Origin of the sequence: Neomegalonema sp., assembly GCF_028688855.1 — a bacterium.
In the GTDB taxonomy this organism is placed as follows: domain Bacteria; phylum Pseudomonadota; class Alphaproteobacteria; order Rhodobacterales; family Rhodobacteraceae; genus Neomegalonema.
In genome coordinates, this window is record NZ_JAQTXI010000005.1 from 20045 (window position 1) to 34283 (window position 14239).

Here is a 14239-nt window from a genome sequence, read left to right on the forward strand (position 1 = left end):
GACATCCAAGGAGCGCGCCCATGCGCCGCGTCCGCACTCCCGCCCGTCCCGACTGGATGGAGAAGGCCGAAGCCGTCGGCTTCACCTATCACACCGAGGGTCTGCCGCCCGAACTGCGCAATCCCAACGGCTCCTGGTGGTTCGAGGACGCCGCATGGGAGTTCACGGCCGACGAGATCGACGTGCTGGAGGAGGCCGCCGAGGAGCTGCACCGGCTCTGTCTTTCGGCGGTCTCGCGGGTGGTGCATGACGAGGAGCTCATGGCGCGCTTCGCCATCCCCGAGCCCTTCCGGCCCTGGATCCGGCGTTCCTGGGAGCGCGACGACCCCTATCTGATCGGGCGGATGGATCTGGCCTTCGCGCCCGGCGCCCCCGGCCTCGACGCTCCGAAGCTCATCGAATACAACGCCGACACCCCCACCACCACCATCGAGACCGCCGTGATCCAGTGGCGATGGCTTCAGGACGTGAAGCCCGGCATGGATCAGTTCAACTCGCTGCACGAGAAGATCATCGAGCGCTTCGAGTGGATCGGCGGCTTCATGCCCCGCGGCGAGGTCATGCATTTCTCCGGCATGCTCGAAGAGGAGGAGGAGGCGCGCCACATCATGTATTACATGGATCTCGCCGAACAGGCCGGGATCAAGACGCGCAACACCTCGATTTCGGCCATCGGCTGGGACGCCGCGCGCAAGCGCTTCGTGGACCTCAACGAAGAGCCGATCCGGCGCTGGTTCAAGCTCTATCCCTGGGAATGGCTCATGGCGGAGGAGTTCGGCGTCCATCTGCTGGAGGACACGCTCCGGGTGATCGAGCCGCCCTGGAAGGCGATCCTCTCGAACAAGAACCTGCTGCCGCTGCTCTGGGACACCTTCCCGGATCATCCGAACCTCCTGCCCGCCTTCTGGACGCAGGATGCGCGGCTCGGTCAGTCCTACGTCAAGAAGCCGGTCTTCGCCCGCGAGGGCGCGAACGTCCGCATCGTGCGCGACGGCCGCGTGCTGGAGGAGACGGCGGGGCTCTATGGCGAAGGCGCCTACATCTGGCAGGCTCTGGCCGACATCCCCGAATTCGACGGCGTGCGGCCGATCCTCGGAGCCTGGCTGGTCGGCGACAAGGCGGCGGGCATGATCGTCCGCGAGACCGACCGGCGCATCGTCAAGGGCGGCGACCGCGTGGCGCCGCACTGGTTCGTCCCGCGCCCCGAAGAGGGGGAAGGCGTCGCCTGAGGGATCAGCGATGAGGCGCGGGGGCCTCGCGGCCGCGCATCTCGCGCGCCGAGAGGATCGGCGCCTCGACCTCCAGCCGCGCGCCCGACTCGAAGATCAGCGTGAGCGGCGCCTCGCCGCCCGCCTCCAGAGGCCCCGTCAGGCCGATCAGCATGACATGGGCGCCGCCCGGCGCGAGGATCGCCGTGCTCCCTGCGGGCAGAGCCAGGCCCTCGGCGAGCTTGTCCATGCGCATCACGCCTTCGGGAGTCGTCAGGGTGGCGTGGAGTTCGGCGCGTTCGGCGCGGGGGCTCTCGACGCCGATCAGCCGATCCTCTCCGGCTCCGCCGCGCAGCGTCAGATAGACCGCGCCCGTGCGGGCGCCGGGGGGCGTCGCGCGGGCGTAGGCGTCATGGGCCGAAACGCCCTCCGCCAGAGCGGGCGGGGCCCAGCTCAGGACCGAAGCGGCGAAGGCGAGGCGGAACAGGCGCATCGGAAGGGCTCCAGAGTTCAGGAGACCGCGGGCGCGGCCTCGGCGGGGTCCATGTGGACGATCACGTCGGCGTCCGGCCAGATCCTGAGGATCGCGGCCTTGAGGCTCCGGGCGCGTTCATGGGCGTCGTGCAGGCTGAGGGCGCCGTCAAGCTCGATGTGGATCTGGATGAAGCGCCGTCCGCCGGAACGCCGCGTCTTGAGGTCGTGCCAGCCGCGCAGGACCGGATCTCCGGCGCAGAGCGCCTTGACCCGCTCCAGATCCTCTTCGGGCAATTCGCGGTCCATCAGCCCGCTGAGCGCCTCGCCGCCCACGCCCCAGACGCTGCGCAGCAGGATCCCCGCCGCCAGCAGCCCCACGGCGGGATCCACCCAGCCCGGCCCGCCCAGCCCGATGATCCCCAGCGCGAGGATCGCGCCGAGCGCGGGCAGAAGATCCGACACGTAATGCAGCGAATCCGCCGCCACCACCAGCGAGCCGGTCTTCTTCACGACCTGGCGCTGGAACAGCACCAGCGCGCCCGTGACCAGGATCGCGAGGACCATGGCCGCCAGCCCCTCGGGGGCGGCCTGAAGGGGGGCGGGCTCCAGCAGGCGTTGAATCGAGCGTCCGCCGATCAGCACCGCCGAGATCAGGATCAGCGCCGATTGCGCCAGAGCCGCCAGATCCTCCGCCGAGGCGTGGCCGAAGCGGTGGTCTTCGTCGGGGGGGCGCTGGGCGTAGAGGATGGCGGCGAAATTCGCGCCCGAACTCACCACGTCGAGGGCCGAATCCGCCAGCGAGGCGGCCACCCCGAGCGAATCGGTCCGGATCCAGGCCCAGGCCTTCAGGGCGGTCAGGCCGAGCGCCACCCCCACCGAGACGGCGCCCGCGATCCGGACGAGTCGCCCATGCCGAACATCGGTCGGGGCGGGATTCGGAGAATTTACGCTCTCTGGCATTCGCTGGCTCCAGCGGGGCTGAAAGGCTTCTGCGGAAGGTTAGCTATATGTTTGCAGGGCTCCCGCGCAAGGAAGTCGAAAGGAAACTTGCCCCAGGATGATCCGAAGTCCCTGCTGAGACCGGCGGGCGCTTGTCTGGTCGGGAGGCCGCCCAATGACCCATGCGACGACCCATTCCTTCGCCGCCTTCGCGTTGCTCGACGCGCCGAAGCCGCTTGACCTCTCGGCTCTGGCCGAGGCCCTGAAACGGCGCAGACCCGCGCTGGCTCAGGGGATCTCCGCGGAGTCGGCGCCCGCCTGGCATCTGCGCATCGGCGGCGGAGCCGTGGCCGTCACGCCCGTGGCCGCGCCCATCGCGGGGCTGAAGCTCGGCCCCGGAGCGCCTGCGAAGCTCATCCGCCATCAGGCCCATGTGGTCGCCGCGACCCTCTCCAGCAGCGGCGATTCCCGTCAGGACGCCCTGATGCTCAGCTACGTCATGGCCGAGCTCTGCCGTCAGCAGGGGGCGCGGGGCGTCTACTGGCCGACCTCGGGCGCCTTCGCGCCCGCCGACCACTTCGTCGAGAAGACCGAGGCCGCGGATTCCTGGCCGACGGACATCTGGCTGCGCATCAGCGTGCTGGCCCAGCCCATGCGCGAGGATCCCCGCCGCACCGGATACGGCGTGCGCACGCAGGGTCTGCTGCCGTTCTTCGGCTACGAGCTGGACATGCCCGCCTGGAAGGAATCGGCGGGCGTGGACCGCGCGGCGCGTCGGGCGGCGCAGGTGGCCTCCTATCTCTTCGCGAAGGGCGGCGGCGTGCAGGACGGCGACACTCTGGATTTCGGCGAACCGGCCTGGCGTCTGCGGGCGCGTCTGGTGCGCCAGGGGGCGGCGGCCTCCCTGCGGCTGGTGCCCGAAGCGCGCCCCGCCGCCTGATCCTCCTGCGAGGCCCGGACGAAACAACCCGCGACGCCTGGGCGCCGCGGGTTTTCTCATGCGGGTCAGACGGCTCAGAGTCCGGCGGTGCGGATCGGGCCCGAGCCGCCCGAAGGCGCGAAGCGGTAATGGCCCACCGGCGGCGAGAGGAAGAGCATGTTCTCCTCCTTCACGCCCGCGCCGATGTTGTGGATGATGTAGGGGACTCCGGTGCGCTCGTCGCGCTTGTCCGAGACGATGCCCATATGCGGCTGAGTCCCGCTGATGCGCCAGCTCACGATGTCGCCGGGCTGGTAATCCTGCGGATTGCGGGTCGGGGTGAGGTTCTGGGCGTGGCGCTCCAAGAAGGCCTCCATGTTCACCACGCGGCGATGGTCGATGTTCGGATCCGGCTCCTTGAGGCCGTAGATCTCGGCGCTGGGGTAATAGGAGAAGGCCTGACGCATGTCCTCATGCACCATCTGCTGGAAGTCGAAGCCCATCTGCCGATAGGCCCGCACCAGAACGTCGGTGCAGACGCCGGTGTCTCCCGGCACGTCGCCCCAGGGATAGGCGATCTTCACATAGGCGCCGTCGTAGCGGACGGGGCTGCGCGTCTGGGCGCGGGCGGCCTCCACGAGGCGCGGGCCCATCCCCGGATCGAAGCCGAAGCCGCGCGCCGGAGCCGCAGGACCAAGGCTCGCCACCCGGCGCAGCTCCTCCGGCGCGGGCGCGGAGAGGTCGCCCTCGGCGGTGCGGTAGCGCCCGGCCCGACGCGGACCGGCCGAGGCCGTCGCGGAGCCGCCCGAAGCCTGGCCGTCGGCGCGGTCGCGCACGGGCGCCATCTCGCCGGGGCGGCGCGGACCGCCCGGAAGGGCGCTCTCCGGCGCGGCGTAAGCGTAGCTCGGGGCGGCGGAGGCGTAGCTCGGCGCGGCGTAAGCATAGCTCGGGGCGGGGGCCTGGGGGGCGAAGGCCGGAGCGTCGTAGGTGGGGATGCGCGGCGGGGCGGGCTGATGAACCGGAATCAGAGGCTGCGGCGCATGGATCGGCGCGGGGGCGCGCGCCGTCGGGGCGTCGTAGGTGGGGATGCGCGGCGCGGCCGCGACCTGGTGGACCGGAGCGGGCGCCCGGGCGGCGGGCGCCTCGTGGAGGGGCGCAGGCCCCCGCCGCACGGCGGGATCATGGACCGGAGCCCCGGGCGTGGCGGCGGCGGTCTGGGGCGCGGGGGCCTCGACGGGCGTGGTCGCCCCGGCGTTCAGGCCGGGCGGCGACGTCCGGGGCGCGGCGGCCCCTCCCGACGGGCCATGCGCGCAGCCGGCGAGGCTCAGGGCGGCGGCGGCGAGCGCCGCATAGCGCGGAAGCGTCATGAAAGAGAGTCCCTCGTCATACGAATGCCGTTTCGAAGGCTTCGCCCGGAACGTCCGGCGGGCGAGGCCCCAGAGGTCGAACAGGGTCGCGCTTGTGATCCGAAGGGCGATTCTCCGCGCCTGATCCGGGCCGCGCTCTAGGCTTTACACGGGCTCATTCTGGATTTCATGCCCAAACTTACCGTTACCAGAAGGCGCCGTCAGCTGTCCGGAGGGCGCGCCGGATCTTGCATCCCCGCTTTCGCCCGCCAGCGGATTGTCGCATGATGGGACGGAGCAGCCTTGAGGAGCCCGACGCCATGCCGCCCCCTCCGCCTTTCCTTCCCCTCGCCCGCGCCGCCGGAGCCCTGGTTTTCGCCGCGCCGGGAGAAGGAAGAGCCGGAGCTCCCCCTCAGGGCGGCCCGCCGGGGAGAACCGCCGCGCCGAATCCCGAAACGATCCGCACGCGCCATCGGGCGCCGAACGGCGCTCCCCTTTTCGTGAACAGGCTGATCGAGTCGGCTTCGCCCTATCTGCGCCAGCATGCGCATAATCCGGTCGACTGGCGGCCCTGGTCGGAGGCGGCCTTCGCCGAGGCCAGGGCGCGCGGCGTGATGGTCTTCCTCTCCATCGGCTACGCCAGCTGCCACTGGTGCCACGTGATGGAGGAGGAATCCTTCGACGACGAGGCCGTCGCCGGGGTGCTCAACCGCGATTTCGTGCCGATCAAGGTCGACCGCGAGGAGATGCCCGACCTCGACGCGCAATATACGGCGGCTGCGGCGCTCTTCTCGGGGCGGGCGGGCTGGCCGAACAATCTGCTGATCGTGCCCGACGGAGCCTGGCCCGCCATGGCCTTCTCCTATCTGCGCAAGGACATGCTCATGCGGGCGCTGCAGGCGGCCCTGCAGGAATGGGGACGTCCGGAGCGGCGCAAGATCATCCTCCAGCAGGCCCGGCAGCTCGGCGAGGCCGCCCGGGACACCGCGCTCAAGCGTCCGGCGCCCGCGCCCCTCGGCCCCGAGGTCTTCGACGCGGCGGCGGATGGAATCGCGCGTCAGGCCGATCCCCTGCACGGCGGATTCGGACAGGGCGAGAAATTCCCCAATGAAGTCGTGAGCCGCTTCCTGCTCGATTCGGCGGCCCGTCGCCCCGGACGCACCCCCGCCCTCGACGCCGCGACCTCCCTGCTCAAGGCGATCCTCGCGGGGGGCGTCCACGACCAGATCGGCGGCGGCTTCCACCGCTACGCCGTGGATCGCGACTGGCGCACGCCGCATTTCGAGAAGATGCTCCACACCCAGGCGCTGATGATCCGTTCGCTTCTGGCGGCTCAGGCTCTGGAGCCCGATCCCCTCTGGGAGCGCGCGATGAAGCGGACGCTCGCCTTCGTGGCGCGCGAGATGACGTCGCCGGAGGGCGTCTTCCATTCGGGGCTCGACGCCGATTCGCGCGATTCCTCGGGCAAGATGGAGGAGGGCGCCGCCTATCTCTGGCGCCCGCAGGAGGCCGAAGCGGCGCTGGGCTCCATGCCGGAATCCGAGAAGCGCCATGTGCTCTCGACCCTCGGGCTTCTGACCCAGCCGCGCCTCGCCGGAGGCGTGACGCCTCATCTCGATCCGCGCGCGCGCATCGACTTCCCCCGCCTCGACCCCGCTCTGGACCGGTTGCTCGCCGCCCGCAGGACGCGCCCCGCGCCCTTCGTGGACGACAAGGCCCTGATCGGCTGGAACGGCCTGATGATCCGCGCCCTGGCGGAATATTCCCTGGCGATGGATTCGCCCGCCGAAGCGGCTCTGGCCGACCGCGCGGCGCAGATCCTCTGGGCGCGGGGGCGCAATCCCGACGGCTCCCTGGCGCGGGGCCTGATGAACGGACGCCCCTTCGGACTCGGCACGGTGGAGGATTACGCCCATCTCGGGCTCGGCTTCGTGGCGCTGCACGACGCCATGCGCGATTCCCGCATCCTCTCGGCGGCGGAGACCCTCGGCGACATGCTGTGGCGCGGCGCCTTCCATCCGGATCACGGGCTTCTGGCGGCGCCTGCGCCGCTCGGGCCGCATATCGACGCCCGCGACATGGGCGCGCCCTCCGGCAACGCCGCCGCCATCGAGCTTTACGCCCTGCTGGCGCGGCGGACCTCGAAGCCCGAGAACCAGAAACGCGCCGAAACCCTCTCGCGGGCGATCTCGGGCTCCATCAACCACGAGGCCGGCGCCCATACCGAAGCCATGACCGCGACGCGCATCCTGCATCAGGGCGAGACGGGCCCCATGCGGGCGCTCTTCCAGGGGCGGCTGACGCTCTGGGCGCGGCGCGACGGGGATCTGCTCAAGATCGACCTCGAAGCCTCGCCGGGATGGACCTGGAACGATCCGCCTCCGGCGCTGACCGGGCAGGGGGTGGGGCCGGTCTCGACGGAGCGTCATGGGCTTTCGGCGCGGGTCCGGGGGCCGGGGCTGGCGGTCCTGAACCTCCAGCTTTGCGGCGAGGGGCGCTGTCTGCCGACCGAAACCGCCGCGTTCCGCCTCGGCTGAGAGCGCCCCCGTCGCCCGGAAGGATCAGGCCCGGCCGGAGGCGGCGGCGTTCAGCGCGGCCTTGAGCTTCGCGCCATGGCCTGCGGGCGCCGCCAGAGCCTCGGCGAGAAGCTCGGCCTCCAGAGCGGCGATTCCGGCGCGGGGCGGCGCGGCCTCGACCAGCCCCAGGGCCTGAGCCTCCGTTCCGCCGAGCCTCCGCCCTCCGAGGAGCAGCCATTTCGCCCGACCCGTCCCCACGAGCCGCGTCAGCCGCGCGAGGTCTGAGGCGGGGGGGATCACGCCGCGCCTCAGGGCCGGATAGAAGGCCGAGGCCTCCGCCGCCAGAATCCGCAGATCGCAGGCCAGAGCCAGAGCCAGGCCGCCTCCGGCCACGGTGCGCTCCATGCGGGCGATGGTGAGTTGCGGCAGGGCGGCCAGGGCGTCGGTGGTGAGGGTCCAGTCCGCGATGAAGGCGCGCATGGCGTCTTCGTCTCCGGCCATGGCGGTCACCTCCTCCAGATCGGCGCCCGAGCAGAAGGCCTTCTCGCCCGCGCCTTCGAGCACCACCGCCCGCACCTCCGCGCGTCCGGCGAGCGCGGCGCAATGGGCGCGGATCAGCGCGCGCTCGCGCGGGCCGACGGCGTTGGCCTTGTCGGGGCGGTTGATCGTGAGGCGCGCGACGCCCTCGGCGACGACGCAGGGCAGGGTCTCGGACATGAGGGCTCTCCTGAGCGCGATCCGGAAAACCGGGTGAAGCGCGCGACCGGACGAAAGCCCGGAGCCTCCGGCCGATCAGGCGCGACCGGACAGGGCTTCAGGGCGGCGGGCTTCCCCTATGCCGCAAAACCGGCGCATGAAAAAGCCCCCCGCCTTGCGGCGGAGGGCTGATCGCGCCTTCCTTCCGGAAGAAGCTCAGTGCCCCATGATCTGGCTGAGGAAGAGCTTCGTGCGCTCGTTCTGCGGATTGTTGAAGAACTCCTCGGGCTCGTTCTGCTCGACGATCTGGCCGCGGTCCATGAAGATCACGCGGTTGGCCACCTTGCGGGCGAAGCCCATTTCGTGGGTCACGCAGATCATGGTCATGCCTTCCTCGGCGAGGTCGACCATGGTGTCGAGCACCTCCTTGATCATCTCCGGATCGAGCGCCGAAGTGGGCTCGTCGAAGAGCATGATCCTCGGGTTCATGCAGAGCGAACGCGCGATGGCCACGCGCTGCTGCTGTCCGCCCGAGAGCTGGCCCGGATATTTATGGGCCTGGTCGGGGATCTTCACGCGGCTGAGGAAGTGCATGGCGCGCTCCTCGGCCTGGCGCTTGGGCATCTTGCGGACCCAGATGGGCGCCAGCGTGCAGTTCTCCAGGATGGTCAGATGGGGAAAGAGGTTGAAGTGCTGGAAGCACATGCCGACCTCGCGGCGGATCTCGTCGATCCGCTTGAGGTCGCCGGTCAGCTCGATCCCGTTGACCACGATGCTGCCCGACTGATGCTCCTCCAGCCGGTTGATGCAGCGGATCAGCGTCGATTTCCCCGAGCCCGAAGGCCCGGCGATCACGATGCGTTCGCCGCGGTTGACGGTCAGGTTGACGTCGCGCAACACGTGGAACTGTCCGTACCACTTGTTCATGTTCGTGATCTGGATCACCACGTCGTCGGAGACCTGCATCTGCGGGCGGTCGAGGTCCGGTTTTTCAATGGAGACGGTCATCTTGCTCTCCCGAAATCAGCGCGCGTGCCCACGCCGCAGCTTCTTCTCCATCGACATGGAGTAGCGCGACATGAGGAAGCAGAACACGAAGAAGATCGCCGCCACCACCAGATAGCCGGTCGGACGGGTCACGGGCGTGGCCCAGGAGCTGTCGGCGAAGGTCGAGCTGACCTGTCCGAGCAGATCGAACATGCCGATGATCGAAACCAGCGTCGTGTCCTTGAACAGGCCGATGAAGGTGTTCACGATGCCCGGGATCACCAGCGTCAGGGCCTGAGGCAGCACGATCAGCCGCGTGGTCTCCCAGAAGCTCAGGCCGAGCGACTGGGCGCCCTCGGTCTGGCCCTTGGGGATCGCCTGGAGCCCGCCGCGCACCACCTCGGCCATGTAGGCCGAAGCGAAGAGCGTCACGCCGATCAGCGCCCGCAGCAGATCGTTGAAGCTCGTGCCCGGAGGCAGGAAGAGCGGCAGCATCACCGAGGACATGAACAGCACGGTGATCAGAGGCACCCCGCGCCAGAACTCGATGAAGGCCACCGAGAGGATCTTCACCGCCGGGAGCGTCGAGCGCCGCCCGAGGGCCAGCAGGATCCCCAGAGGCAGCGAGGCCGTGATGCCCGTCAGGGCCACCACCAGCGTGACCAGCAATCCGCCCCAGTCGCGGGTCGTGACCTGGGTCAGGCCCCAGTCCGTCGTCGCCGCCAGGGCGAAGACGAGGATGTAGGCGAGGAAGAGCCCGATCCCCCAGAAGGCGCCGCTGAAGGCGGCGACCGCCTCGCCGCCGATCCCCCTGCGGCCCATCCAGCCGAGGCCCAGCAGGACCGCCGTGGCCAGAGGCCAGACGTACCAGAAGGTCTTCGGCGCCGAGAGCCCCGCGCCCGTCAGCAGCACGAAGGCCACCATCGGGAAGACCACCAGCATCAGCGCCGCCCCGAGCTTGCGGTAGGGCATCCTCGACCAGAGCGTCCAGACCAGCCCCAGCCCCAGCAGCAGGAAGACCAGATTCGGCCGCCAGAGCTCCGCCGCGGGATAGCGCCCGTAGATGAAGAGCTTGGCGTTGGCGGCCACATAGGGCCAGCAGGCCCCCACCGGAGAGCCGTTGGGCAGAAGTCCGCCCTGGGCCTCGGTGAGGCAGGCCTCGCGGCGCGCGCCGGTCGGGTTGGACCAGACGCCGTCGACGAGCACGAACCTGATCAGGCCCCAGATCTGCGAGACGCCGAACCACAGCAGGAAGACCGTCAGCAGGATCATCAGGATCGAGCGGACGCTCGATCCGACGTCCGAGAAATCGGTCATCGAATCGAGGAAGTTGCGCCGCGCCCAGCCGTAGAGGCCCGTGGTGTTGGCCGGAGGCGGCAGGATGGGCGCGTCCTCGGTGCGCACGTAGGCGACGCTTCGGGGGGCGTGAGGAGAAGAAGTCATGTCATGTCCCCCTTACCGCTCGACCAGCTTCATCCGCGAATTCACGTAGTTCATGAACGCGGAGGTGATGAGGCTGAATGTGAGATAGACGAGCATCGCGATCACGATCAGCTCGATGGCGCGTCCGGTCTGGTTCAGCGAGATCTGCACCTGAGAGAAGAAGTCCGGATAGGCGATGGCCACGGCCAGAGAGGAGTTCTTCGTGATGTTCAGATATTGCGAGGTCAGCGGCGGGATGATCACCCGCAGCGCCTGAGGGATCACCACCAGCCGGAGATTCTTGCCCTGGCTGATTCCCAGGGCGTGCGCGGCTTCGGTCTGGCCCTTGTTCACGGCCAGGATGCCCGCGCGCACGATCTCGGCGATGAAGGCCGCCGTATAGAGCGACAGCGCAAGCCAGAGCGCGATGAGCTCCGGAATGAGCAGCATGCCCGAACCCTTCTGGAAGCCCCGGCGCAGCACCGGGCCGTCCTCGACGAAGTTCGCCGCCTCCCAGCGCAGGGGCGAGCCCGTCAGCAGGAAGACCAGAAGCGGAAGTCCGACGATCAGGCCGACCGCGCCCCAGAAGATCGGGAACTGCTTGCCCGTCGCGTCCTGACGCCGGCGCGCCCACCAGCGCATGACGACCGTCAGCGCCACCCCCAGCGCCACCGCCCAGAGCGTCGCGTCGAAGCCCGGCTGCGGCAGGGGATAGGGGCCGTAAAGCCCGGTGATGTTGAAGTGGAAGCTGTCCCAGAAGAAGGAGACCCTCCCGCGCGCGTCCGGCACCCAGGGGGCGCGCAGCGCGGCGAAATACCAGAAGAAGATCTGGAGCAGCAGCGGCGTGTTGCGCAGCAGCTCGACGTAGATCGTCGAGAAGCCGTACAGCACCGAATTGCTGGAGAGCCGGAACACGCCGATCACGAAGCCGACCACCGTCGCCGTGACGACGCCCAGAACGGCCACCAGAAGCGTGTTGATGAGCCCGACTTTGAGAACGTCGAGATAGGTGATGGCCCGGCCGGACACGTCCATCAGATAGGTGCCGAGCGTGGTGACGGTCTGAAAGCCGGGCGTGTTGCCGAGGAAGTCGAAGCCCGAGCTGATGTTGCGGGCCCGCAGGTTCGCCGTGGTGTTCTGCACGATCCAGGCGAAGAAGGCGATCACGGCGACGAGCAGGGCGACCTGGAAGAAGATCGAACGGACCTTCGGATCGTAGAGCAGGGAGCCTGCCGGGCGGGATGCGGCGCGCGTCGGTCCGGAAGATGGAGTCTCGGCGGAGGCGGTCATGATAACCTCCTTGTGTCTCTATGAAGTTGTCCCTCTGATGCGAAGACCGCGCCCTCCGGTCAGGAAGGGCGCGGGTCCCGGAGGCTCAGCGGACGGGCATGCCGTATTGCAGGCCGCCGTTCGTCCAGAGCGCGTTGGCGCCGCGCGCCAGCTTGAGCGGGGTGTCCGGGCCGACGTTGGCGTCGTAGACCTCGCCGTAGTTGCCGACCTTCTTGACGATCTGGTAGGCCCAGTCCTTGGGCAGGCCGATGGCGGCGCCGAAGTCGTCGCCGAGGCCGAGGAGGCGCTGGATCTCCTGGTTGCCCTGGCCCTGCGAGACCAGACCGGCCTGTTCGTCGCGGATCTGGTCGACGTTCTCCGAGGAGATCCCCAGCTCTTCGGCGTTGAGCATGGCGTAATGGGTCCACTTGACCACGTTCAGCCACTGCTCGTCGCCCTGGCGCACTGCGGGCCCGAGCGGCTCCTTGGAGATGATCTCCGGGAGGACCACGTGGCCTTCGGGATCGGCGAACTTCAGGCGTTCGGCCGCGAGGCCCGAGCGGTCGGTGGTGTAGACGTCGCAGCGTCCGGCCTCGTAGGCGGCGCCCACCTCGTCGGTCTTCTCGAAGGCGATCAGCTCGAAGGTCATGCCGTGCGAGCGGAAGTAGTCCGTCACGTTGAGCTCGGTGGTGGTGCCGGTGTTGGTGCAGATGCGCGCGCCGTCGAGTTCGGCGGCGGTGGTCACGCCCAGCGAGGTCGGGACCATCAGGCCCTGGCCGTCATAATAGTTCACGCCCGCGAAGATGATGCCCAGCTGCGTGTCGCGGGTCATGGTCCAGGTGCTGTTGCGCGAGAGCACGTCGATCTCGCCGGACTTCAGCGCCTCGAAGCGCTCCTTGGCCGAGAGCGTGCGGAAACGGACCTTGGTCGGGTCGCCGAAGACGGCCGCAGCCACGCCGCGGCAGAGATCGACGTCGATGCCGGAGAAATTGCCCGCGGAATCGGAGTTGGAGAAGCCGGGCAGACCCTGCGAGACGCCGCAGTCCAGGCGGCCCTTGCTCTTGACGGCGGCGAGCGTGGATCCCGAGCTCTGGGCGGAGGCGGGAGTCGAGGCGGCGGCGAACCCGAAGCCGACGGCCATGACGCCGCAGAGAAGATGACGAAGAGTCATTCTGAATGGACCTTTCCTGACGTTCTTTATGCCGCGCCGGTTCCGCAACCGCTTTGAAAGGGCTTTTCGCAGCGAGGTCGCTCCGGCGTCAGAGGTCAGGATGCCTCACTTCGTCGCGGGGAAGCAAGACTTGGCGTAAGAATTCCGTCATTTTTATCACCTTGCGCGAGACGGTCCTTCCGTCCCGCGCAAGGCGCCCTCAGGTCATCCTGCGGCTCAGCGGACCGGGATTCCGTATTGCAGGCCGCCTTCCGTCCAAAGCGCGTTGAGGCCGCGCGCGAGGCCCAGGGCGCCGCCGGGGCCATGGGGAGCGTCGAAGATCTCGCCGTAATTCCCCACCTGCCGGACGATCTGATAGGCCCAGTCCTTGGGCAGGCCGAGGGAGGCGCCGAAATCGTCGCCGAGGCCGAGCAGGCGCTGGATCTCCTGATTGCCCTGGCTCCGGGCGGCGAGGGCGGTCTGCTCCTCGCGGATCTGGTCGACGTTCTCCGAGGAGATCCCCAGCTCTTCGGCGTTGAGCTGGGCGAAATGGGTCCAGCGGGCCACGTTCAGCCATTGCTCGTCGCCCTGACGCACCGCCGGAGCCAGGGGCTCCTTCGAGATGATCTCGGGGAGGAGGACATGCTCCGCCGGATTGGCGAAGCGCAGGCGCATGGCCGCGAGGCCCGAGGCGTCGCTGGTGTAGACGTCGCAGCGCCCGGCCTCGTAGGCGGAGGCGGCTTCATCGGACTTCTCGAAGGCGATCAGCTCGAAGCCGAGGCCGTTGCGGCGGAAGTAATCGGTGATGTTCAGTTCGGTGGTGGTGCCGGTGTTGGTGCAGAGCCGCGCGCCGTCCAGCTCCGCCGCCGAGCTCACGCCGAGCGAGGTCGGGACCAGAAGCGCCTGACCGTCGTAATAATTCGTGGCGGCGAAGATCACGCCCAGCTGGGTGTCGCGCGACATGCTCCAGGTGGTCACGCGGGCGAGCACGTCCACTTCGCCCGACTTCAGCGCCTCGAAGCGCTCCTTGGAGGAGAGCGGCCGGAAGCGGACCTTCGCGGCGTCGCCGAAGACCGCCGCCGCGACGGCGCGGCAATAATCCACGTCGAGTCCGGCGTAGCTCCCGTCGGAGCCGGCCAGCGAGAAGCCGTCCAGACCCTGGGTGACGCCGCAGACCAGTTCGCCGCGCGCCTTGACCTCCCGCAGCGTGTCGCCGGAAGCCGCCCGGGCCTCCGGAGCGCCGAAAGCCAGACCGAAAACCAGCGCAGGAAGCGCGCAGCCGAGAAGCGATTTCATCTTGAACCCCGGATTCT

12 protein-coding genes are annotated in these 14239 nt (G+C 69.1%); 3 read left to right on the forward strand and 9 right to left on the reverse strand.

Annotated elements, in window-relative coordinates:
* The first annotated feature begins 20 nt into the window (after positions 1-20).
* Positions 21-1229, forward strand: coding sequence for a glutathionylspermidine synthase family protein (locus PHN62_RS04935; protein WP_300147152.1), 1209 nt, complete (start codon positions 21-23; stop codon positions 1227-1229).
* A gap of 4 nt (positions 1230-1233) precedes the next feature.
* Here PHN62_RS04935 and PHN62_RS04940 read toward each other — a convergent pair whose 3' ends face one another.
* On the reverse strand, positions 1234-1701 hold the full coding sequence (locus PHN62_RS04940) for a copper chaperone PCu(A)C (RefSeq protein ID WP_300147154.1): 468 nt from the start codon (positions 1699-1701) through the stop codon (positions 1234-1236).
* A gap of 17 nt (positions 1702-1718) precedes the next feature.
* Positions 1719-2642, reverse strand: a complete 924-nt coding sequence (locus tag PHN62_RS04945) for a cation diffusion facilitator family transporter (RefSeq protein ID WP_300147156.1) — start codon at positions 2640-2642, stop codon at positions 1719-1721.
* Positions 2643-2796: 154 nt separating this feature from the next.
* On the opposite strand from PHN62_RS04945, the gene PHN62_RS04950 reads away from it, so the two are divergent.
* Positions 2797-3561 (forward strand): hypothetical protein, encoded by a 765-nt coding sequence (locus PHN62_RS04950; protein ID WP_300147158.1) that lies wholly within the window; start codon positions 2797-2799, stop codon positions 3559-3561.
* A 74-nt stretch (positions 3562-3635) separates the two neighbouring features.
* Here PHN62_RS04950 and PHN62_RS04955 read toward each other — a convergent pair whose 3' ends face one another.
* Positions 3636-4907: a DUF1287 domain-containing protein gene (locus PHN62_RS04955; RefSeq protein WP_300147160.1), complete on the reverse strand. Its 1272-nt coding sequence runs from the start codon at positions 4905-4907 to the stop codon at positions 3636-3638.
* 263 nt (positions 4908-5170) lie between these two features.
* Between PHN62_RS04955 and PHN62_RS04960 the strand changes: the two genes are divergently transcribed.
* Positions 5171-7423 carry a thioredoxin domain-containing protein gene (locus tag PHN62_RS04960; RefSeq protein ID WP_300147162.1) on the forward strand — a complete coding sequence of 751 codons (2253 nt, stop codon included), beginning with the start codon at positions 5171-5173 and terminating at the stop codon, positions 7421-7423.
* Between the two features lie 24 nt (positions 7424-7447).
* Here the strand turns inward: PHN62_RS04960 and PHN62_RS04965 are convergent, their stop codons facing one another.
* The 6 genes from PHN62_RS04965 to PHN62_RS04990 form a co-directional block, all read right to left on the reverse strand.
* On the reverse strand, positions 7448-8119 hold the full coding sequence (locus tag PHN62_RS04965) for an enoyl-CoA hydratase/isomerase family protein (RefSeq protein WP_300147164.1): 672 nt from the start codon (positions 8117-8119) through the stop codon (positions 7448-7450).
* Between the two features lie 195 nt (positions 8120-8314).
* The gene (locus PHN62_RS04970; protein WP_300147166.1) at positions 8315-9106 is read right to left on the reverse strand and encodes an amino acid ABC transporter ATP-binding protein; all 792 of its coding nucleotides are present in this window, start codon (positions 9104-9106) and stop codon (positions 8315-8317) included.
* A gap of 15 nt (positions 9107-9121) precedes the next feature.
* Positions 9122-10528, reverse strand: a complete 1407-nt coding sequence (locus PHN62_RS04975) for an amino acid ABC transporter permease (protein WP_300147168.1) — start codon at positions 10526-10528, stop codon at positions 9122-9124.
* 12 nt (positions 10529-10540) lie between these two features.
* Positions 10541-11797, reverse strand: coding sequence for an ABC transporter permease subunit (locus PHN62_RS04980; RefSeq protein WP_300147170.1), 1257 nt, complete (start codon positions 11795-11797; stop codon positions 10541-10543).
* Positions 11798-11882: 85 nt separating this feature from the next.
* Entirely contained in the window at positions 11883-12947 is a 1065-nt protein-coding gene (locus PHN62_RS04985; protein ID WP_300147172.1) for an amino acid ABC transporter substrate-binding protein, read from the reverse strand.
* Between the two features lie 216 nt (positions 12948-13163).
* Positions 13164-14222, reverse strand: coding sequence for an amino acid ABC transporter substrate-binding protein (locus PHN62_RS04990; protein WP_300147174.1), 1059 nt, complete (start codon positions 14220-14222; stop codon positions 13164-13166).
* Positions 14223-14239 lie beyond the last annotated feature (17 nt).